We start from the raw sequence: 21033 nt of genomic DNA on the forward strand, positions 1-21033 counted from the left end.
CGGAGCGGCACTCAGGAGAGTGCTGCTCCGGGCTCCTCCGCGGCACGGTCGGGTCAGGCCGCGGATCGTCCCGTGATCCCGGCGGTCGACGTGATGACGTCCGCCATCTTCTTGCCGAGCGCCTCATAGAACATCGACAGGGGGAACTCGTCGTCGAGGACCGCGTCGGTGAGCCCGCGCGGCGGTCCGCTCAGGATCTCGTCGGACAGCCCACGCGCCCACTGCGACGCGGGGTGCGGCGTCAGCGTCGTCCGGACGAGCTCGTACGCGGCGAGCCAGTGCGCGGTCTTCGGACGGTCGATCGATCGCCAGTACAGCTCGTCGATGCTCTCGCCGAGCCGCACGACCACGTCGGGGACCTCGTCCCAGTCGATCGTGAGCCTGGTGTCGGTCCAGTGCAGCACGCCGTGCTGGTGCATCCACGCGAACAGCAGCTGGCCGCCGACGCCGTCGTAGTTCCGGACGCGTGAGCCGGTGATGGCGAACCGGAAGATGCGGTCGAAGATGATCGCGTACTGGACGAGCTTCGCGTGCTCGAGGATCGCCACGTCCGCCGCGTCGAGCGTCTCGGTCTCCGCGCGGGTCGTCAGCGTGCGCTCCAGCCGGACCGATTCGCGGAACGCCGTGAGGTCGCAGCGCAGCTCCTCGAGCGAGTACAGGAAGAACGGCATCCGCTGCTTGATCATGAACGGATCGAACGGGAGGTCACCACGCATGTGCGTGCGGTCGTGGATGAGGTCCCACATGACGAAGGTCTCCTCGGCCAGCTGCTGGTCGTCCAGGAGGGACGCGGCGTCGGCCGGGAGCTCGAGCTTGGTGATCTCGGAAGCGGCTCGGACGACCCGACGGTACCGGGCCGCCTCGCGGTCCTGGAAGATCGCGCCCCAGGTGAACGCCGGGATCGCGCGCATCGCGACCGTCTCGGGGAAGAGGACCGCTGAGTTCGTGTCGTAACCCGGCGTGAAGTCGAGGAAGCGGATCGGCACGAAGAGCGCGTTCGTGTAGTCGCCGGCCTCGAGGGCGGCGATGAACTCGGGCCAGATGACCTCGACGAGCACGGCCTCGATGTGGCGGTCGGTCGAACCGTTCTGCGTGACCATCGGGAACACGACGAGGTGTCCCAGGCCGTCCACGCGATGCCGCTCGGGGTGGAAGGCGACGAGCGAGTCGAGGAAGTCCGGGACGCCGAAGCCGTCGCGCTCCCAGCGGTCGAAGTCGGCGACGAGGGCGTCGAGGTACTCGGCGTCGTGCGGGAAGTTCGGAGCGAGGGTGCGGACGCTCGTGACGATCGTGGCGACGTGCCCTGCCGCCGGCTGGTGGTCGTTTGACTCGGGGATCGAGCCGTCCTTCACCTGGACGGCCTGCAGCGCGGTCGCGGCGGCCTTGAGGTCCGTCCAGGCCGGGTGCCCGACGAGTGCGGCGGCGTCTTCGACGACCTCCGGCTCTCCGACGATGCTCTTCGTGTGGGTGGTGGCGACGTTCGACATGGTGAACCTCCTTCCGCGTGCGCAGGCGTCGCCCGGGGTGGGTGACGATTCCTTCGAGCGTAGGGGCGGAGGGGGTGCGGATTTCTTGCGTCAGGAGCGACTTCGCTGCAACATTCGGCCGTTCGCGCTGGGGAACTGCACGGTCGGCCTCGGCGGGCTGCTACCCCCAGCGGCGCTTGATCCAGCGGTCGAGGACACCGACGAGCGCATCGGTGATCGCGCCGAGCAGCGCGAGCACGATGATGACGAAGAAGATGCGGTCGACCCGGCCGTTGTTCTGCGAGTCCACCAGGCGGAATCCGAGTCCCATGGACGAGGCGATGAGCTCCGCCGCCACGAGGAACAGCCACGACTGCGCCAGCGCGAGCCGGAGGCCGGAGACGACCGAGGGCGTCACGGCGGGCAGCTGCACCGTCCGGAACAACGCGACACCGTTCAGCCCGAAGGCGCGGCCGGCCTCGACCAGGTGCTTGTCGACGTGGCGGAGCGCGGCGGAGACCGTCGTGTACACCGGGAAGAACGCGCCGATCGCGATGAGCGTGATCTTCGACTCCTCACCGATCTTCAGCCAGAGGATGAGCAGCGGTACCCACGCGAGCGACGGGACGGCGCGGATCGCCGCGAAGGTCGTCGACAGCAGGATGTCGCCGAGGCGCGAGAGCCCCACGACCGCGCCGAGGACGAGACCGAGCACGGCACCGATGAGGAACCCGATGAGCACGCGCTGCACCGAGATGGCGACGTCCTGCTGCAGCCAGCCGCGCTGCGCGAGATCGACGCCGGCCGCCCAGACCTCGGCGGGTGCCGGGAGTTGCGAGGCCGGGACGAGGCCGAACGCGGTGACGAGCTGCCAGGCCCCGAGGATGACGACGGGGACGAGGAAGCCGCCGAGGACGACGACGATCCTGCGGGACCCGAGGACGGCGCGCGCGTCGCGGCCGGACTGGGTCGCCTGGGCACCCGCGGCTGCGGTGGTGCCGAGACCGGCGAACTCGGTCATGGTTTCCTCTCGGGACGGTTCAGGCGCCCTTCGACAAGCTCAGGGACCGGGGTTGGGCTTCAGGGACCGGGAAGGCTTCAGGCGCCGGACTACTTCGTGCCGATGGCGGACGGGTCCGCGTCGTCCACGAAGCTCGGATTGAAGAGGTCGGACAGGGCGTCGTCGACCTTGTCCTGCGACGACACGTCGCCGGACTCCACGAAGATCGGGCCGATGACCGACAGGACCTGCTCCTGCGCCTTGCCGGGCGCCGGGTCGACGTCGAGGTTCGAGCGCTCGGTGATCACCTTCGTCGCCACGGCGAGGTCGAGGCCCGCGGCGTCCGCGAGGATCTGCGCCGTCTCGTCGGGGTTCGACGCAGCCCATTCACGAGCGTGCTCGTAGGCGTTCACGACGGTCTGCGCGACGTCCGGACGCTCGTCGATGAAGGACTCGGTCGCGGCCAGGATGCCGTAGCTGTTGAAGTCGACGTTGCGGTAGATGAGCTTCGCGCCCGCCTCCTCGGCGCCGGCCATGATCGGGTCGAGACCGGCCCACGCGTCGACGGAACCGTTCTGCAGGGCCGCCCAGCCGTCGGCGTGCTGGAGGTTCTCGATCGTGACGTCTGAGGCGGACAGACCGGCCTCCTCCAGTGCCTGCAGGAGGAAGAAGTAGGGGTCGGTGCCCTTCGTCGCGGCGACCTTCTTGCCCTTGAGCTCGGCGACGTCCGTGATCGTCGAGCCCTGGCCGACGACGATCGCCGACCACTCGGGCTGCGAGAAGACGTCGATCGCCTGGATGGCCGATCCGTTCGCCCGGTTCAGGAGTGCGGCGGAGCCGGCGGTGGACCCGACGTCGATCGCGTCGGCCCGCAGTGCCTCGTTCGCCTTGTTGGAGCCGGCCGACTGGACCCAGTTGACGGTGATGTCCTGGTCGTCGAGTGCGTCCTCGAGCCAGCCCTGGTCCTTGATGATGAGCGAGAGCGGGTTGTAGGTCGCGAAGTCGATGTCGAGCGTGCCGCCCTCGGTGGTGCCGACGGTGCTGTCACCGCCGGCCGCAGGAGCGTTCTCGCCCGCGACGCAGCCGCTGAGGAGGAGCGCTGCGGCGGCGGTCGCGGCGACGATGGCCGCGCGCCCGGCGCGGGAGGTGGTGAAGCGGCGTCGTGAGGTCATGCGTTGGTCCTTGCTGTGGATCGGTGCGGGATGACGGCGGAGGTGGTGGGTGGCTCAGTACGGGAAGTGCGGGATGGACGGCAGTCGTTGGTCGCCGCGGGCGAGACCGTGGCGGTCGATGCCGAGTCCGTCGAGGAGGCGGCCGCGCAGCTCGGCGAGCTCTGCCGACCCGCGGTCGCGCGGGCGGTTGCCGGGGACGGTCACGGTCTGGGCGATGGTCGAACCGGGGTGTCCGTCCTCACGACCCAGGAGGATGACCCGGTCGGCGAGCTGGAGGGCCTCGTCGACGTCGTGCGTCACGAGCAGGATCGTGGTGGGCGCGGCGAGGTGGATGGCGAGCAGCAGATCCTGCATCTTCAGCCGGGTGAGGGCGTCGAGGGCACCGAACGGTTCGTCGAGGAGCAGGACGCCCGGCCGGCGGGCGAGGGCCCTGGCGAGTGAGGCGCGTTGCGCCATGCCGCCGGAGACCTCCCGTGGGCGGTGCTCGGCGAAGTCCGCGAGCCCGACGAGTTCGAGCAGCTCGGCGACGCGGGCACGCCCTTCGGCTGCGGGCGTCCGCTTGGGCAGACCGAGTGCGACGTTCGCCGCGATGGTGCGCCAGGGGAGGAGTCGAGGCTCCTGGAAGCCGAAGGCCGTGCGCGGGTCGATGCCGGCGACGGGTGTGCCGTCGATGAGCACGGAGCCGGCGGTCGGGTGGTCGAGACCGGCCGCGATCCGCAGCAGGGTGGACTTGCCGCAGCCGCTCGTGCCGAGGATCGCCACGACCTCGCCGGCCTCGGCGGTGATCGTGACGTCGCGCAGCACGGGCCGCGGGGCGTCGGTGCGTTTGCCGGCACCGCTCGCGAAGGTGCGGCCGACCCCGGCGAACGCGACCGTGGACGCACGATCCGCCGAGCCGACGGGGACGGCGTCGCGGGTGACCGGCGAGCTCGCGGCGAGCGGGCTTGGGGCAGCGTTCGTCATGGGTCTCGGGCTCCAGGGGTGGGGTGCCCGCCATGCTACGCGAGGGTGATGCACCGCTCTCGGCCGCCGAAACAGAGCGTCACATTGGCGTCCGCCGGAGACATCCGGAGGGTTCCGGTGTTATGCGTCCACTACCAGCTGCCGACCTGCGTGAGGGCGACGTCGAGGATGGCGACGGCCTCCTCCCGGTTGACCCGGGCGAGCAGCAGCGCGCTGACCGACAACGAGGTGAGCTGCCGTGCGGCCGCGGCGAGTTCGTCCGCGTCCGCCTCGGGACGGGCGAGGGCGAGGGCGTCCGAGACCGCGGTGGTGAGCTCGGCCCGGTAGCCGTCGACGACCTCGCGCAGTGCATCGTCGTGGGCCGCGAGGCCGGCCGCGCTGTTGAGGAGGAGGCAGCCGCGGCGAGGGGAGTCGTCGGGCAGGGTCGCGATGACCGTCTGCACGCCGGAGAAGTAGGTGGTGAGCCCGGCTCTGCCGTCCGTCGCCCGCGCGAGGACCGAGAGGCGCGGTCGGATGACGGTGTCGAGGTAGTCCTGCACGGCGGCGTCGAACAGCCCGCGCTTGCTGTCGAAGGCGTGGTAGAGGCTCGACCGCCGCAGGCCGGTGGCCGCTTCGAGGTCGGCGAGTGAGGTCGCCTCGTACCCGCGGTCCCAGAAGACGTCGCGCGCCGCCTGGACGACGGCGACGGTGTCGAACTCCTGCGTGCGTCCCATGGATGCCTCCTCCTGGCTCGGCCGGCCCTCCGGAAGGGCGGGTTGTGTACCGAGCGTTCTACTATTATAGTAGACCCATCGGTACAGAATGTCGCTCCACCTGGACGACTCGACGCCGATCTCCCGGAAGGCCCGTCCCATGCTCGTCGTCAGTCTCGTCCTCGTCGGCATCGCCGCCCTCCTGCACGTCTACATCTTCGTGCTCGAGTCGCTGCGCTGGACCGAGCCGGCCACCCGCAAGACCTTCGGCACCTCGGAGCTCGAGGCCGAGACCACCCGAGGGATGGCGTACAACCAGGGCTTCTACAACCTGTTCCTCGCGATCGGCACCATCGTCGGCATCGTCTTCCTGATCACCGGCTCGACCGGTATCGGCGCGGCCCTCGTCTTCGCCTCGGCCGGCTCCATGCTCCTCGCCTCGCTCGTCCTCATCACCTCGGACCGCACGAAGGCCCGCGCCGCGATCGTCCAGGGGACCACCCCGCTGCTCGGACTCATCGCGCTCGTCATCGCACTGGCCGTCTGATACCTCCGCGACGCCCCAGGCGTCACCCCGTCCGCAACCCGACGACGTGCTGCGCCCTCCCACCGAATCACCGCACCAAGGAAAGGCACCACATGAACACCCCCGCGCTCAGCACCCAGATCCAGCTCGTCTCGCGACCGGTCGGGTGGCCGACCGAGTCCGACTTCCGGACCGTCTCCGTCGAACTCCCGGAGCTCGCGCCCGGCCAGCTCCGGGTCCAGAACCTCTTCCTCTCCGTCGACCCCTATATGCGCGGTCGCATGAACGACGCCCGCTCCTACGTCGCGCCGTACCAGCTCGGTGAGACGATGACCGGCGGCGCCATCGGCCGGGTCGTCGAGTCGGCCGCCGAGGGCTTCTCCGTCGGCGACGTCGTCCTGCACCAGTTCGGCTGGCGCGACCTCGTCCAGGAGGACGCCAGCGGGTTCCGCGTCGTCCCTGAGCTCCCCGGCGTCCCGCTGTCCGCCTACCTCGGCGTCCTCGGCATGACGGCCCTCACCGCGTACGTCGGTCTGCTCGAGGTCGCCAAGTTCCGGGAGGGCGACACGGTGTTCGTCTCCGGTGCTGCAGGTGCCGTCGGCACGATGGTCGGCCAGATCGCCCGTCTCAAGGGCGCGAAGCGCGTCATCGGTTCGGCCGGATCGGCTGAGAAGGTCGCCCTGCTGACGGAGAAGTACGGCTACGACGCCGCGTTCAACTACAAGGACGGCCCCGTCACCGAGCAGCTCGCGGCCGCGGCACCCGACGGCATCGACGTGTACTTCGACAACGTCGGCGGCGAGCACCTCGAAGCGGCGATCGACGCCTTCAACGACGGCGGACGCGCAGCGCTCTGCGGCGTCATCTCGCAGATCAACGACACCGAGCGTGCCGAGGGCCCGCGCAACCTGTCGAACATCGTGACCCGCGGGCTCACCCTCACGGGCTTCACCGTCGGCAACTACACGCAGCACTTCCCGGCGTTCTCCGGTGAGATGGGTGCCTGGTTGCAGAACGGTGACGTCGTCTTCGACGAGACCGTCTACGAGGGCCTCGATCACACGCTCGACGCGTTCCTCGCCCTCATGCGCGGCGCCAACACCGGGAAGATGGTCGTCAAGCTCTGACGCGATCCCTCGACTTCGCCTGACACCGGCGACCGACGGGCCGTCCACCCGCTCCGGGTGGACGGGCCGTTCGCCGTCGTCAGACCGCTGCGAGGACCCCGCCGGCCGCATCGATGCGGGCCATCGCGAGGCGCTCGGCGGCGACGAGCGTCGTGACGCCTTCGGCGGCGGCGTCCCGGTAGATCGACTGCACGGTCCGCCCGATCGCCGACACCCGCTGTTCGATTGCCGCGGCGTCGGCGCCCGGTTCCGATGCCATGGCGAGGTAGATCACCCCGCCGGCGTTCGCCACGAAGTCCGGCGCCCACAGGATGCCGCGCTCCTCGAGGGCCACCGCGTCGGCGCGGGAGGCGAGCTGGTTGTTCGCCGCCCCGACCACGGCGCGACACCGCAGCTGCCCGATCACCCGGGCGTTCAGGGCGCCGCCGACACCGCACGGCACGAAGAGGTCCGTCTCGACGAGGTGCTCGTCGCCCGGTTCGATCCAGCTGGCGCCGATCTCCTCGGCGAGGGCGCGCTTCCGTGGGTCGACGTCGGTGACGATGAGGCGAGCCCCCTCGGCCGCGAGCCGTCGGGCCAGACGGCCGCCGACCTGGCCGAGCCCGGAGATCGTCGCCCGGTGGCCCGCGACGAGCGGGGTGCCGAAGACCGTCTCGAGCGTCGCGGTGATGGCCGCGTGCACGCCGGCCGCCGTCGCCTCGCTCGGTTCGCCGACGCCTCCGCGGTCCGCCGGCAGCCCGCTGACGTGGTCGGTCCGCTCGGCGACGACGGCCATGTCCTCGGCGGTCGTGCCGACGTCCTCCGCGGTGCGATACGCGCCGCCGAGTGCTTCGACCGCGTCGCCGAGGTCGAGCATCGCGTCGCGGCGCTCCGCGGGGTCGAGGGTCGTGCCGACGGGCAGGTGGATGACGGACTTGCCGCCGCCGTGCGCGAGACCGGCGGCCGCGTTCTTCATCGTCATCCCTGCGGCGAGGCGGAGGGAGTCGTCGACGGCCTCGAGCCAGGAGCCGTACCGCCAGAGTCGCGCGCCGCCGAGGGCCGGTCCCAGGGCGGTGGAGTGCAGGGCGACGCTGATGGTCAGCCCGGAACGCGGTCCGCGGCTGATGGAGAGGTGTTCGTGGGGGAGGGTGGTGCTGTGCATCGCGTCGCTGGACGCGACCGGGTCGAATGACGTCATCGTCGGATCTCCTCGTGGGTGATTGGTGCGGGCTCCTGGTGGGAGCGGATCACGGGGCGTTGGTGGTGCCCGGCTCTCCTCCCCAGATTCTCCACGCCGACCGCCCGCTCCACAACCGTCGGCTCGACCGGGCCGCCAGACGGGCTGCACCTAGGCTGGACGGCATGGGTGGAGTGCTGACGGGGTTCGCGATCATCGGCACCGTCATCCTCGTCGGCTACCTCGCCGGGCGTCTCGAGGTCGGGGGCCCGACGACCGGGCATGTGCTCAACCGGGTGGCGTTCTTCGTCACCAACCCGGCGCTGCTGTTCACCGTGCTCGCCACGGCCGACCTGCACGAGGTGTTCAGCAGTTTCATCTGGGTCGCCCTCGCGAGTGCCCTGTCGGCCGCCGCACTCTTCGTGCTGCTGAACGCCGTGTGGCTGCGCAAGGACCTCTCCGTCGCGACGATCGGTGCGCTCGGCTCGGGCTACGTCAACGCCAACAACATCGGCATCCCGGTGGCGGTCTACGTCCTCGGTGAGGCCGGCTACGTCGCCCCGGTCATCCTGCTGCAGCTGCTCGTCTTCGCCCCGATCGCACTCACCATCCTCGATGTCAGACAGCGCGGCTCCGTCTCCTTCCTCGGCATCGTGACGCAACCCTTCCGCAACCCGATGATCGTCGCGTCGATCATCGGCGTCGTGCTCAACCTGTTCGGCGTCCGGCTCCCCGAGCCCGTCATGGCTCCGTTCGAGCTCCTCGGCGGCGCAGCCGTGCCGCTCATCCTCATGGCGTTCGGGATGTCGCTGCACGGCATGCGGCCGTTGCAGGCCGGCAGCGGACGTCTGGAGATCTTCGTGGCGACGACGATCAAATCGGTCGTGATGCCCGGGTTCGCCTACCTCATCGCCCACTTCGGGTTCGGGCTGAGCGGCACACCGTTGTTCGCCTCCGTCGTCCTCGCCGCCCTCCCCGCGGCCCAGAACGTCTACAACTTCGCCAGCCGGTACGAGCAGGGCGTCACGCTCGCCCGCGACACGGTCCTGCTGACGACGATCCTCTCCGTACCGGTCCTCGTCGTCGTCGCCGCCCTGCTCGCCTGACCCCCGGGAACCGGTCTGTCCGAAGCGCCGCTGTCCTCCGAAGCATGGACAGTGATGGCCGGAAAAGCCGAACGATCGCGACTACTCTTGGGCGGGCACGACTGAGATATACCACCGTCCAGTCCGGCGGAGCGCCGTCGGACCCGACCCGATGGGACGACATGACCGAAGGCACGACCCCACGACACGAACGTTCCGGAGACTGGGCCGCATCCCGCGAGACCGTCGGCGACGAGATGCTCGCCGTGCAGGACTTCTCCAGCGAGGAGGAGGGGTACCACAAGACCCTCAAGCCGCGGCAGATCCAGATGATCGCGATCGGCGGTGCGATCGGCACGGGGCTCTTCCTCGGTGCGGGTGGCCGCCTGAACAGCTCCGGCCCGGCGCTCATCCTCGTGTACGCGCTCTGCGGGTTCTTCGCCTTCCTCATCCTGCGCGCCCTCGGTGAACTCGTCCTCCACCGTCCGTCCTCGGGCTCGTTCATCTCCTACGCCCGGGAGTTCTACGGCGAGAAGATGGCGTTCGGCGCGGGGTGGTTGTACTTCCTCAACTGGGCGATGACCTCGATCGTCGACGTCACCGCGGCCGCGCTCTACATCAAGACCTTCGGCAAGCTGTTCGGCTGGAAGGAGCTCGAGGACTTCCCGCAGTGGGTCTTCGCGCTCGCCGCTCTGGTGGTGGTGCTGGCGCTCAACCTCGTCTCCGTCAAGCTGTTCGGCGAGATGGAGTTCTGGTTCGCGCTCATCAAGGTGTCGGCGCTCGTGATCTTCCTCATCGTCGGCGTCTGCTTCATCATCTTCGGTGGCCGGACCGACATCGGTGCGGTCGGGTTCTCGGTCATCGGCGACAACGGCGGGCTGTTCCCCGTCGGGGCGTTCGCCCCGATGATCGCGATCTCCGGTGTGGTGTTCGCCTACGCGGCGATCGAACTCGTCGGGACCGCCGCAGGTGAGACGGCCGAGCCGAAGAAGATCATGCCGAAGGCCGTCAACACGGTCATCTTCCGCATCGCGATCTTCTACGTCGGCTCGGTGCTGCTCCTCTCGCTCCTGCTCCCGTACACGGCCTACGAGGCCGGCGAGAGCCCGTTCGTCACCTTCTTCTCGCACATCGGGTCGGAGCAGGCCGGGGCGATCTCGGCGTCGGTCATGAACTTCGTGGTCCTGACCGCGGCGTTGTCGAGCCTCAACGCGGGGCTTTACTCGACCGGCCGCATCCTCCGGTCGATGGCCGTCAACGGTTCGGCCCCCGCGTTCACCGGCAAGATGAGCAAGAACGGCGTCCCGTTCGGTGGCATCCTGCTCACGGCGGCACTCACCCTGCTGGGTGTCGGCCTCAACGCGCTCGTGCCGTCGAAGGCGTTCGAAATCGTGCTCGAGATCTCGGCGATCGGCATCATCGGCGGGTGGGCGACGATCATCCTCTGCCAGATCCAGCTGCAGCGCTGGGCGAAGCAGGGCAAGGTCGAGCGGCCGTCGTTCCGCCTCTTCGGGGCGCCGTTCACGTCGTACCTCACGTTGGCGTTCCTCGCGTTCGTCCTCGTGACGATGGGGTTCTCGGAGACCGGCCGCTGGGTGCTCGCCTCCCTCGTCGTGCTCATCCCGCTGCTCATCGTCGGATGGTTCGCCGCCAAGCCGCGGATCCTCGCCGCTGCGGCCGCACGCGAGGGGCACACGGGCACCTGGCCGGTGGTCGCGGAGCGTCCCGCCATCGATGCGAACAAGCGGAAGCGCGGGGGCGCACCGCGGTCCTAGCGGGAGCGCGGGTACCGGCGGGTCGGCGGTTCACGGGGAATCGCTAAGCGATAGTGATCACTTCGGGTCGGTTTCGAGCATTCTCTTGCACCTCGGGTGTCGGTTCAGCAGGATGTGGGCAACCTCTTCCGTGCACCACCGGACCCCGCTGGAGTTCCCGTGAACCGTCGTCTCCGTCTCGTCGCCGTGCTCGCCGCGTGCGGCATCGTCGTCGCCACACCGCTGAGCGCTGCGGCGCAAGCACCTGCCCCGACCCCGGCCGACACGGTCGCCTACGAGCCGAGCGATGCGATCATCGCAAATCCCGAGCGCGGCTTCGACCACACGAACAACACGCACTACTACCCCGAGGGGACCGAGGGCGGGCCGGGGTACACGCCGCTCGACGTCGCCACCCTGGCGGCCTACCGCGAGGAGGGCATCACCGAACTCGTCCGCGTCTTCTACATGGAACGATTCGTGGCCGAGCCGACCCTCGACCCGGCCTGGCTCGCGCTCGTCCAGGCGGACTTCGACGCGGCTCGCACCGCCGGCATCTCGATCATCCCCCGCTTCGCGTACCTGGCGGGCGGTGACTGGCCCTATACACCGCCCTACGGCGACGCACCGCTCGACATCGTGCTCAACCACATCGAGCAGCTCACGCCGATCTTCCAGGACAACGCCGACGTCATCTCGGTCGTGCAGGCCGGCTTCGTCGGCCTCTGGGGTGAGGGCTACTACACGGACCACTTCGCCGCGGACCCGGCGAACCCCGGTGTCCTCACGGACGAGGACTGGGCGAAGCGTCGCGCAGTCGTCGAGGCGCTCCTCGAGGCGGTTCCAGCTGACCGCTCCATCCAGGTGCGGACCATGAACATGAAGCAGAACATCCTCGGGGTGCCGTCCGGAACCGCTGGGGCCATCACCGAGGCGCAGGCGTTCGACGGCAGCGCCATCTCGCGCATCGGGCACCACAACGACTGCTTCCTCGCGGCACCCGACGACTGGGGCACCTACCTGTCCGACCCGATCTCCCTCGATCAGGACTACCTCGCGCAGGAGAGCGACTGGGTGCCGGTCGGCGGCGAGACCTGCAACGTGAACCCGCCGCGGTCGGAGTGGGCGACCGCCTCGGCCGAGATGGAGCGATACAACTTCAGCTACCTGAACTGGGACTACCTCCAGGACGTCCTGCAGTCCTGGGGCCGGGAGAACCTCGACACCACCGCGAAGCGACTCGGCTACCGCTTCGTGATGACGGAGAGCTCGGTCGTGGACGACACGCTCTCGCTCACGGTCCGGAACGACGGTTGGGCGGCTCCGTACAACAGCCGGCTCGCGTACCTCGTGCTGTCGAACGCCGAGCGCACGGTGCGCGTCCCGTTCGGTTCGGACGCCCGCACCTGGGGTGCGGGGGAGACCGTCACACTTCAGGCGTCACTCGCCGACGTCCCGGCCGGTCGCTACGACACGGCGCTGTCGCTGCCGGCCACGCACGAGTCGGTCGCGGCGAACCCGCTCTACGCCGTCCAGACGGCGAACGTCGGCACCTGGGACGCGGCGACCGGCGTGAACAGCCTGCAGCGTCAGGTGACCGTCGGCGCCGACGGCGTCGTCGTGGCCGAACCGGTGGCCGGTGCTGCGGCCAGGCTGCCCGACACGGGCGTCTCGTCGCTCGCTCCCGCGGTCCTCGGCGGTGGCGTGGTGGCACTCGGAACCCTCGCGCTCCTGCTCGCCCGCCGGCGTCGGAACGCCTGACCGGACTCGAGTGAGGGGGCGCCGGCTCAGCCGAAGATCATCGGCGAGTCGTCGTCCTCTTCCTCGGAGAGGGTGAAGTCGAGGTCGACGACGACGGGAACGTGGTCGCTCGGACTGTCGCCCTTGCGCTCGTTGCGGTGGATCGACGCCTCGACGACGTGGTCCGCGAACGCCTGTGAGCCGTAGATGAAGTCGATCCGGAGGCCCTCGTTGCGGGGGAACCGGAGCTGCTTGTAGTCCCAGAAGGTGTAGCCCTCGGGGACGAACGGTCGGACGGTGTCCTGGAGTCCCGCGTCGACGAAGGCTGCGAGGGCGGCGCGCTCCGGTGCCGAGATGTGGGTCGAGTCCGGGCCGAAGCTCGGGTCGCCGACGTCGGAGTCGAGCGGCGCGACGTTCCAGTCGCCCATGAGTGCGAGCGGCAGCTCGGGGTTCTCGGCGAGCCAGGAGCGGGTGTCGGCTTCGAGCGCGGCGAGCCAGCGGAGCTTGTAGTCGTAGTGCGGGTCGCCGACCGCGCGGCCGTTCGGGACGTACAGGCTCCAGAGGCGGACGCCGTCGACCGTCGCGCCGATAGCACGGGCTTCGAGCGGCAGGCCGTCGGCGTCGAAGCCGGGACCGTCCAGCGCGAGGCTCGCCGGTGGCTTGCCGAAGCCGGGCATGTCGGGGAAGCCGATCTGCACGTCCTCCATCGGAAGGCGGCTGGCGATACCGACGCCGTTCCACTGGCTGAGCCCGTGCAGCTCCACCTGGTAGCCGGCCTTCGTGAAGGCCTCTATCGGGAACTGCTCGGGCTTGCACTTGAGCTCTTGCATGGCGAGGACGTCGACGTCCTCACGGACGAGCCAGTCGACCACGCGCCCGACGCGGGTACGGATCGAGTTGACGTTCCAGGTGGCGATGCGCATGCCCCAACGCTATCGGTTTCCTTTCTCAGGAGACCTCCGGCGTGTCGCCCCGGGGGAGGGTCGCCACGCCGGAGAGGTCCTGAGAAGGGACCGGTTCGGTGGAGCCGACGGGTGGGGGATTGAGCGGAGGTTCCCAGGGATGGCGAGCGGGTGTCGCGTAGCGTCGAGGGTATGACGACGTCCACCGCCGCCACGTTCAGCCTGTCCGCCGCCTCGACCGGAGGGGACAGTGCCCTCGGAGGGGTCGCCGACTGGGCGGTCGACCTCATGGAGACATTGGGTGGTCCGGGAGCCGGGCTCGCCATCGCCCTCGAGAACCTGTTCCCGCCGTTGCCGAGCGAGATCATCCTGCCGCTCGCCGGATTCGCCGCCAGTCAGGGCAAGCTCGGTCTCGTCGAGGTCCTCATCTGGACGACGGCCGGTTCCGTGATCGGCGCGCTGGCCCTCTACGCGATCGGCGCCGTCCTCGGACGTGACCGCATGCGCCGCCTCGCTGAGCGGGTCCCGCTCGTCCACGTCGAGGACGTCGACCGCGTCGAGGCCTGGTTCCAGAAGCACGGCTCGAAGGCGGTGTTCTTCGGGCGGATGCTCCCGATCTTCCGGAGCCTCATCTCGGTCCCCGCCGGCGTCGAACGCATGCCGGTCCTGCGGTTCACCCTGCTCACCTTCGCGGGCAGCGCCATCTGGAACACCATCTTCGTGCTCGCCGGGTTCTTCCTGGGCGAGCAGTGGCACATCGTCGAGGAGTACGCGGGCATCCTGCAGAAGGTGGTCATCGCAGGCGTCGTGATCGCCGTCGGCGTCGCGGTCTGGCGCGGCGTGCAGCGGTACCGCCGGGAGCGCAGCGGCGCCGGTCGGGCCGAGGGCTGACCGTCCCCGCGGGACCGTTCTCAGGACGCTTGCGGTGTGTCCGTCGCCGCCGCCACCGGCGCACCGACGGACTCCTGAGAACGGTCCCGCTCACACCCAGCGGGGCGTGGTGAGTTCCTCGGGCTCCGGCGCGGTGTGCGAGGCGGCGACCGACTGCGCCTCCACGCGGATCGCGTCGAGGACGGTCCGCACCGCCAGGCGTTCGGCGCGGTCGGGACGCGACAGTGCGACGATCCGACGGGTCGCGTCGAGCCCCGCGAGCGGACGGAGGACGATGCCGCGCTCCGGACCGCTGGCCGTGTATCGCGGGAGGAGGCCGATACCGAGGCCCGCCGCGACCATCGCCTCCGCGATGCGGTTGTCGCTCACCCGCTGCACCACTCGGAGCTCGCCGCCCGATTCGGCCTCGATGCTGCGGAGCAGGCGGTCGAGCGGATAGCCGACCGGCACGCCGATCCAGGACTCGTCCGCGAGGTCCGCCGGGCTCAGGACGGTCTGTCCGCTGAGGCGATGCCCGACCGGCAGCACGACGTCGAGCGGCTCGGAGAGCAGCTGCGTGATGCGGAGACCGCGACGGACCCAGTTGCGCTCGCCGCCGATCGCCTGCGCGATGACGATGTCGAAGTCGGCCGCCAGATCGGGGAAGTCCTCGAGGTCGGGGTCTCGGTCGCTCACGACGACCCGCAGGCCGGGTACCGCTTCGAGCGTGCGGAGCACGGCGGGGACGACCATCTGCCCGAAGGTGGGGAAGGTCGCGACCGTGACGGTGCCGATCGGACGGTTGCGGTACTCGTCCCATACGCTCGTCGCCCGTTCGATCGCGACGGCGACGTCCGTGGCGCTGGCCGCGAGTGCCCGGCCGGCGTCGGTGAGGACGAGGCCGCGGCCACGTCGTTCGGTGAGCGGCAGACCGGCCTCGCGCTCGAGGACCTTGAGTTGTTGGGAGACCGCGGACGGCGTGCGGTGCGTGGCCTCCGCGACGGCGTGCACGGTGCCGCGCTCGGCGAGTTCGCGAAGCAGGTCGAGTCGGCGGACATCCATGTAGCGATGCTACCGAGTAGCGTCAGTATTGTTCGCTTGTCCTTCACGGCTGACAGGCGTTTCATAGAACCATGACCATCTATCTCGGCATCATCGCCCTCCTCGCTGCGAGTGCAGCCGTCGGATCGGTCGTCGTCGTCAAGCGCGACGGCTACCGTGCCATCCCGGCCCGCACCTACCCGAAGTCCTTCTAGGACCTCGCACCCGCCGGCCCGGCCGGCGCATCCGACCTCCTCGCGACTCGTCGCCGGGAGGTCGTTCCATGTCCACGCCGCGACAGGCGCTCAGGCGAGGAAGCCGCGCAGGAGCGCCTCGGAGCCGGCGACGTGCTCGGCCATCGCCTGCGCCGCCTCCTCGGGGTGACCGCGCAGGATCGCCTTGACGATGCGCTCGTGCTGCTCGTCGGAGTGCGCGATGTTCACGGCCAGCAGCGGGATGCCGTTGAGGAGTTCGTTGACCCGCATGCGTGACTCGGCGACGAGTGGCAGGAGGCTGGGGGCACCCACGAGCTCCGCGATGAGCAGGTGGAGGCGGGAGTCGTGGCGGCGGTAGTCGGCGGGCGCCGCGTCCCGGCAGTCTCCGAGTGCCTGCCACAGGCGTTCGCGGTCGGCGCCGGAGAGCTTGCACTGCGCCGCCTCGCGGGCTGCACCGACCTCGAGGATGCTGCGGAGCGTGAGCGTGTCCTCGATCTCCGCCGCCGAGATCGTGACCCTGCCGACCTCGGGGGAGTCGGCCGCGTTGATCGCTTCGTCGTCGGGCAACTCGTCCATGACGAACGTCCCGCCGTAGCGCCCGCGCCGCGAGGTCAGGTAACCGGCCTCGGTGAGTGCGGCGATCGCATCCCGCACGGTGTCGCGGCTGACCCCCTGCATCGTCGCGAGTTCGCGCTCGGCAGGCAGACGACCGCCCGGCTCGATGAGCCCGAGGCGGATGGACTGCAGGAGCCGCTGGACGGTCTCCTCGAAGGCGTTCCCGGCGCGGCCCGGACGCAGGAGGAGCTCGGCGCTGAGCACCTCGGTCGCCTCGTCGCCCTTCCGCGTCTCGCTCATCGGATCAGTCTATTTCCCCGGGGTCGCGTCCCCCGCCCGGGCATGTCGTCAGCTCATTCCGGTGTCACGTAGGCGGAGGAGATGCCGCCGTCGACGAGGAACGTCGACCCGGTGATGAAGGACGAGTCGTCGCTCGCGAGGAAGGCGACGGAGGCGGCCAACTCCTCGGGCTCCGCGAACCGACCGAGGGGGATGTGCACGAGTCGCCGCTGCGCGCGCACCGGATCCTTCGCGAAGAGCTCCTGCAGCAGCGCGGTGTTGACGGGACCCGGGCAGAGGGCGTTGACGCGGATGCCCTGCCGCGCGAACTGCACGCCGAGCTCGCGGCTCATCGCGAGCACTCCGCCCTTGGACGCCGTGTACGAGATCTGCGAGGTGGCCGAGCCGAGGACGGCGACGAACGACGCCGTGTTGATGATCGAGCCCTTCCCCTGCCGCACCATGTGGCGGATGGCGGCGCGCGAGCACAGGTAGACCGACTTGAGGTTCACGTCCTGCACCCGCTCCCAGGCGGGGAGCTCGGTCGTCTCGATCGAGTCGTCGTCGGGTGGGGAGATGCCGGCGTTGTTGAAGGCGATGTCGACGGAACCGTAGGTCTCGGCCGCCGTGTCGAACAGGTGGTCGACCTGCGCCTGGTCGGTCACGTCGACCTGGACGAAGAGCCCACCGACGAGCTCGGCCGCCGCCTGGCCGGTCGTCGGGTCGAGGTCGCCGATGACGACGGTCGCGCCTTCCGCGGCGAAGCGCTTCGCGGTGGCGAGGCCGATGCCGCTCGCGCCGCCGGTGATCACGGCGACCTTCCCGGCGAGCCGCTGGGTGAGGTCGATGGGGGTGATGGTCATGTGGTGCTCTTTCTCTCTGCCCCGCCCTTCGACAAGCTCAGGGACCGGGGTGGTGCGGGTCGTTCAGTCGACGGCGAGGAAGACGTTCTTCGTCTCGGTGAAGGCGAGCGGGGCGTCGGGACCGAGCTCGCGCCCGAGACCCGACTGCTTGAACCCGCCGAAGGGGGTGGAGTAGCGGACGGAGGAGTGGGAGTTGACGGACAGGTTGCCCGACTCCACCGCCCGAGCGGCCCGCATCGCACGGCCGATGTCGCGGGTCCAGATCGAGCCGGAGAGGCCGTACTCCGTATCGTTCGCGAGCGTGAGGGCGTCGGCCTCGTCCTCGAACGGCAGGACGGCGACGACGGGACCGAAGATCTCCTCGCGGACGGTGCGGTCGTCGCGGCCGGGCGTCAGGACCGTCGGCGCGAACCAGTACCCCGGGCCGTCCGGGGCGCTCCCGGTGAAGGCGACCGGCGCGCCCTCGGGCACGTACGAGCGCACGGCGGCCAGGTGCGGAGCGGAGACGAGCGGCCCCATCTCGGTGGCCTCGTCGTTCGGATCGCCGACGACCACACCCTGCACGGCCGGCTCCAACAACTCCATGAACCGCTCGTACACGCTCCGCTGCACGAGGATCCGGCTCCGGGCACAGCAGTCCTGGCCCGCGTTCTCGAAGACGCCGTAGGGGGCGGCGGCGGCCGCGCGTTCGAGGTCGGCGTCCGCGAACACGATGTTGGCGCTCTTGCCGCCGAGTTCGAGGGTGACCCGCTTCACCTGCTCGGCCGCGCCGGCCATGATGCGCTTGCCGACGGCGGTCGATCCGGTGAAGACCACCTTCCGGACGGTCTCGTTCGTGACGAAGCGCTCGCCGACGACCGACCCGCGGCCCGGCAGCACCTGGAACAGGCCCTCGGGCAGGCCGGACTCGAGGGCGAGTTCCCCGAGGCGGATGCTCGTCAGCGGTGTCCACTCCGCGGGCTTCAGGACCACCGCGTTCCCCGCCGCGAGCGCCGGTGCGAACCCCCAGGCGGCGATCGTCATCGGGAAGTTCCACGGGGTGATGATGCCGACGACGCCGAGCGGTTCGTGGAAGGTGAGGTCGATGCCCCCGGCGACCGGGATCTGCTGACCGAAGAGCCGTTCGGGTGACGCCGAGTAGTACTCGAGCACGTCGCGGACGTGACCGGCCTCCCACCGCGCCTGGGTGATGGGGTGGCCCGAGTTGACGACCTCGAGGCTCGCGAGGTGCTCGCGGTCGGCGTCGACCGATGCGGCGAAGCGGCGGAGCGCCTGGGCGCGGTCGGCGGGGCTGACGGCCGCCCAGGACCGCTGGGCGACGGCGGCGCGGGCGATGGCGGCGTCCGTCTCGGCGAGGTCGAGGTGCTCGACGGTCGTGACGACGTGTTCGTTCGCCGGATTGAGGATCGTGTAGCTCACGGTGTGGTGCTCCTGCTCTCGGTGCCGGGTGTGGTGCTGGTGCTGCGTCCTGCGGTGGTCCCGGCGTCGCGGTGTCGACGCGCGGCGTCCACGAGCCCGGCGAAGAGACGCCGGTCGGCCGTCTCCTCCTCGGGGTGCCACTGCACGGCGAGACCGAAGGGGACCGTCGGCAGCTCGACCGCCTCGATGACGCCCTCCTCGGTGCGAGCGGTGACGACGAGCCCGTCGGCGACGCGGTCGATCGACTGGTGGTGGTAGACGTGCACGTCGAGCTCGTCGTCGTCCTGCCGGAGCAGCGCGGCCAGTCGCGAGTCGGCGTCGATCGCGACGGTCTTCGGCCCGAAGACGCCCTCGCCGGGCTGGAAGGAGTCGTCGCCGACGAGGTCGGGGAGGTGCTGGACGAGCGTCCCGCCGAGCGCGACGTTCAGCAGTTGCGCGCCACGGCAGATGCCGAGGAACGGCAGCTCGGCGTCGATCGCCGCCGTGAGCAGCGCCTCCTCCCAGGCGTCCCGGTCGGTCCGTGGCCGACCCGTGCGCGGGTGGGCGACCTGACCGTACAGGCCGGGGTCGACGTCGGCGCCACCCGAGACGATGAGGCCGTCGAGGCGGGCCAGCACGGATGCGGCCACGGCACGGGTGACGGGCTGGGGTGGGAGGAGGACCGCGATCCCACCCGCATCCGTCACGGCGTCGAGGTACACCTTGGGGAGGAAGGACGCCGGGACGTCCCACACCCCGGTCTGGGCCTGTTCGAGGTAGGTCGTGATGCCGATGAGCGGGGCGCTCGAGACGGGCGGGTCGGTCGCTGGGACGTTCGGGTCAGAGGCGTTCAAAGCCGCGCACCCGCTCCCAGTCCGTCACCGCGGCGTCGAAGGCGGCGAGTTCCACCTTCGCGAAGTTCAGGTAGTGGTCGACGACCTCGTCGCCGAACGCCTCGCGGGCGATCGTCGACTGCGAGAAGAGCTCGGCCGCCTCCCGGAGCGACGTCGGGACGCGGGGCGCACCGCCCGTGTAGGCGTTGCCGCTGGTCGGATCCTCGAGCTCCAGTTCGTTCTCGATGCCGTGCAGTCCGGCTGCGATGAGCGCGGCGACGGCGAGGTACTGGTTGACGTCGCCGCCCGGCACCCGGTTCTCGACGCGCATGCCGAGCCCCCGGCCGACGACCCGGAGTGAACAGGTGCGGTTGTCGTGCCCCCAGGCGACGGCCGTCGGGGCGAAGCTGCCGTCGACGTAGCGCTTGTAGGAGTTGATGTTCGGGGCGAAGAACATCGTCAGCTCGCGCATCGCGGCGAGCTGCCCGGCCAGGAAGTGCCGGAAGAGCTTCGACATGCCGTCGGGCGCGTCGGGGTCCGCGAACACGGCCGAACCGTCCTCGCCGCGGAGGCTGATGTGGATGTGGCAGCTGTTGCCCTCGCGTTCGTCGAACTTCGCCATGAACGTGAGGCTCTTGCCGTGGGCGTCGGCGATCTCCTTCGCCCCGTTCTTGTAGATCGAGTGGTTGTCGCAGGTGACGAGGGCGTGGTCGTAGCGGAACGCGATCTCCTGCTGCCCGAGGTTGCACTCGCCCTTGACGCCCTCGCAGTACATGCCGGCGCCGTCCATGGCGTTGCGGATGTCGCGCAGCAACGGCTCCATGCGGGTCGAGGCGAGGATCGCATAGTCGATGTTGTAGTCGGTGGCGGGGGTCAGCTTCGTGTAGTCCTTCGCCCAGGCCTCCCGGAAGGTGTCGTCGAAGACGAGGAACTCGAGCTCCGTGCCGACGAACGGGACGAGGCCGCGTTCGGCGAGCCGCTCGAGCTGGGCGATGAGGATCTGGCGGGGCGAAGCGACCACCGGGGCGTCGTCGAGCCACTGGAGGTCGGCGGTGACGAGGGCCGTGCCCGGCAGCCAGGGCACGCGGCGGAGGGTCGAGAAGTCGGGGATCATCGCCATGTCGCCGTAGCCGCGCTCCCAACTCGACATCGCGTAGCCGTCGACGGTGTTCATCTCGACGTCGACCGCGAGCAGGTAGTTGCAGCACTCCGCTCCGTGCTCGGCGACGTCCTCGACGAAGAGGCGGGCCGAGACGCGCTTGCCGACGAGTCGGCCCTGCATGTCGGTGAACGCGAGAATCACGGTGTCGATCTCGCGTGCGGCGACGGCCGTCGTGAGCTCCTCGAGCGTCAGGTTTCCTGAGCGTGGGTGCATGGCAGCTCCTCGTTGATCCGG

20 protein-coding genes are annotated in these 21033 nt (G+C 70.0%); 7 read left to right on the forward strand and 13 right to left on the reverse strand.

The window, feature by feature from the left end:
* Positions 1-53 precede the first annotated feature (53 nt).
* The 5 genes from IFR14_RS04865 to IFR14_RS04885 all read right to left on the reverse strand — a co-directional run bounded on the left by IFR14_RS04865 (position 54) and on the right by IFR14_RS04885 (position 5314).
* A complete protein-coding gene (locus IFR14_RS04865; protein WP_191940434.1) occupies positions 54-1487 on the reverse strand; it encodes a DUF6421 family protein in 1434 nt (477 codons plus the stop codon).
* A 160-nt stretch (positions 1488-1647) separates the two neighbouring features.
* Entirely contained in the window at positions 1648-2487 is an 840-nt protein-coding gene (locus IFR14_RS04870) for an ABC transporter permease (RefSeq protein ID WP_159877573.1), read from the reverse strand.
* 89 nt (positions 2488-2576) lie between these two features.
* Entirely contained in the window at positions 2577-3638 is a 1062-nt protein-coding gene (locus tag IFR14_RS04875) for an aliphatic sulfonate ABC transporter substrate-binding protein (RefSeq protein ID WP_191940435.1), read from the reverse strand.
* A 54-nt stretch (positions 3639-3692) separates the two neighbouring features.
* Entirely contained in the window at positions 3693-4601 is a 909-nt protein-coding gene (locus tag IFR14_RS04880; RefSeq protein ID WP_191940436.1) for an ABC transporter ATP-binding protein, read from the reverse strand.
* A 131-nt stretch (positions 4602-4732) separates the two neighbouring features.
* The gene (locus tag IFR14_RS04885) at positions 4733-5314 is read right to left on the reverse strand and encodes a TetR/AcrR family transcriptional regulator (RefSeq protein ID WP_071262226.1); all 582 of its coding nucleotides are present in this window, start codon (positions 5312-5314) and stop codon (positions 4733-4735) included.
* 88 nt (positions 5315-5402) lie between these two features.
* Between IFR14_RS04885 and IFR14_RS04890 the strand changes: the two genes are divergently transcribed.
* Both IFR14_RS04890 and IFR14_RS04895 read left to right on the forward strand, forming a co-directional pair.
* The gene (locus tag IFR14_RS04890) at positions 5403-5840 is read left to right on the forward strand and encodes a DUF1304 domain-containing protein (RefSeq protein WP_446728074.1); all 438 of its coding nucleotides are present in this window, start codon (positions 5403-5405) and stop codon (positions 5838-5840) included.
* Positions 5841-5932: 92 nt separating this feature from the next.
* Positions 5933-6946, forward strand: a complete 1014-nt coding sequence (locus IFR14_RS04895) for an NADP-dependent oxidoreductase (RefSeq protein WP_085511912.1) — start codon at positions 5933-5935, stop codon at positions 6944-6946.
* A 79-nt stretch (positions 6947-7025) separates the two neighbouring features.
* On the opposite strand, the gene IFR14_RS04900 is transcribed toward IFR14_RS04895, so the two are convergent.
* The gene (locus IFR14_RS04900; RefSeq protein WP_249406890.1) at positions 7026-8123 is read right to left on the reverse strand and encodes a Glu/Leu/Phe/Val dehydrogenase family protein; all 1098 of its coding nucleotides are present in this window, start codon (positions 8121-8123) and stop codon (positions 7026-7028) included.
* A 164-nt stretch (positions 8124-8287) separates the two neighbouring features.
* Between IFR14_RS04900 and IFR14_RS04905 the strand changes: the two genes are divergently transcribed.
* The 3 genes from IFR14_RS04905 (at position 8288) to IFR14_RS04915 (ending at position 12702) form a co-directional block, all read left to right on the forward strand.
* Positions 8288-9208, forward strand: a complete 921-nt coding sequence (locus tag IFR14_RS04905) for an AEC family transporter (RefSeq protein WP_191940437.1) — start codon at positions 8288-8290, stop codon at positions 9206-9208.
* Between the two features lie 161 nt (positions 9209-9369).
* Positions 9370-10962 carry an amino acid permease gene (locus tag IFR14_RS04910; protein WP_191940438.1) on the forward strand — a complete coding sequence of 531 codons (1593 nt, stop codon included), beginning with the start codon at positions 9370-9372 and terminating at the stop codon, positions 10960-10962.
* A gap of 159 nt (positions 10963-11121) precedes the next feature.
* Positions 11122-12702 carry a DUF4832 domain-containing protein gene (locus IFR14_RS04915; RefSeq protein WP_124768609.1) on the forward strand — a complete coding sequence of 527 codons (1581 nt, stop codon included), beginning with the start codon at positions 11122-11124 and terminating at the stop codon, positions 12700-12702.
* A 26-nt stretch (positions 12703-12728) separates the two neighbouring features.
* On the opposite strand, the gene IFR14_RS04920 is transcribed toward IFR14_RS04915, so the two are convergent.
* Entirely contained in the window at positions 12729-13604 is an 876-nt protein-coding gene (locus IFR14_RS04920; protein ID WP_191940439.1) for an exodeoxyribonuclease III, read from the reverse strand.
* A gap of 171 nt (positions 13605-13775) precedes the next feature.
* Between IFR14_RS04920 and IFR14_RS04925 the strand changes: the two genes are divergently transcribed.
* Positions 13776-14474, forward strand: coding sequence for a DedA family protein (locus IFR14_RS04925; RefSeq protein ID WP_079704994.1), 699 nt, complete (start codon positions 13776-13778; stop codon positions 14472-14474).
* A 90-nt stretch (positions 14475-14564) separates the two neighbouring features.
* On the opposite strand, the gene IFR14_RS04930 is transcribed toward IFR14_RS04925, so the two are convergent.
* On the reverse strand, positions 14565-15515 hold the full coding sequence (locus IFR14_RS04930) for a LysR family transcriptional regulator (RefSeq protein WP_191940440.1): 951 nt from the start codon (positions 15513-15515) through the stop codon (positions 14565-14567).
* 71 nt (positions 15516-15586) lie between these two features.
* Here IFR14_RS04930 and IFR14_RS21150 point away from each other — a divergent pair, with 71 nt between their 5' ends.
* A complete protein-coding gene (locus IFR14_RS21150; protein ID WP_255376692.1) occupies positions 15587-15709 on the forward strand; it encodes a hypothetical protein in 123 nt (40 codons plus the stop codon).
* Positions 15710-15799: 90 nt separating this feature from the next.
* On the opposite strand, the gene IFR14_RS04935 is transcribed toward IFR14_RS21150, so the two are convergent.
* From IFR14_RS04935 to IFR14_RS04955, 5 genes are all read right to left on the reverse strand, one after another.
* Positions 15800-16564: a FadR/GntR family transcriptional regulator gene (locus IFR14_RS04935; protein ID WP_124768611.1), complete on the reverse strand. Its 765-nt coding sequence runs from the start codon at positions 16562-16564 to the stop codon at positions 15800-15802.
* A 53-nt stretch (positions 16565-16617) separates the two neighbouring features.
* Positions 16618-17406: a 3-oxoacyl-ACP reductase gene (locus tag IFR14_RS04940; protein WP_194718745.1), complete on the reverse strand. Its 789-nt coding sequence runs from the start codon at positions 17404-17406 to the stop codon at positions 16618-16620.
* A gap of 63 nt (positions 17407-17469) precedes the next feature.
* On the reverse strand, positions 17470-18825 hold the full coding sequence (locus tag IFR14_RS04945) for an aldehyde dehydrogenase family protein (RefSeq protein ID WP_124768612.1): 1356 nt from the start codon (positions 18823-18825) through the stop codon (positions 17470-17472).
* Entirely contained in the window at positions 18822-19658 is an 837-nt protein-coding gene (locus IFR14_RS04950) for a gamma-glutamyl-gamma-aminobutyrate hydrolase family protein (RefSeq protein WP_191940441.1), read from the reverse strand. Before IFR14_RS04950 ends, IFR14_RS04945 begins: the two co-directional genes overlap by 4 nt.
* Complete coding sequence (locus IFR14_RS04955; protein ID WP_079704999.1) at positions 19645-21012, reverse strand: glutamine synthetase family protein; 1368 nt, start codon at positions 21010-21012, stop codon at positions 19645-19647. Before IFR14_RS04955 ends, IFR14_RS04950 begins: the two co-directional genes overlap by 14 nt.
* Positions 21013-21033 lie beyond the last annotated feature (21 nt).

The sequence above is a fragment of the Plantibacter sp. CFBP 8775 genome (genome assembly GCF_014839505.1).
Taxonomy (GTDB): Bacteria; Actinomycetota; Actinomycetes; order Actinomycetales; family Microbacteriaceae; genus Plantibacter; species Plantibacter auratus.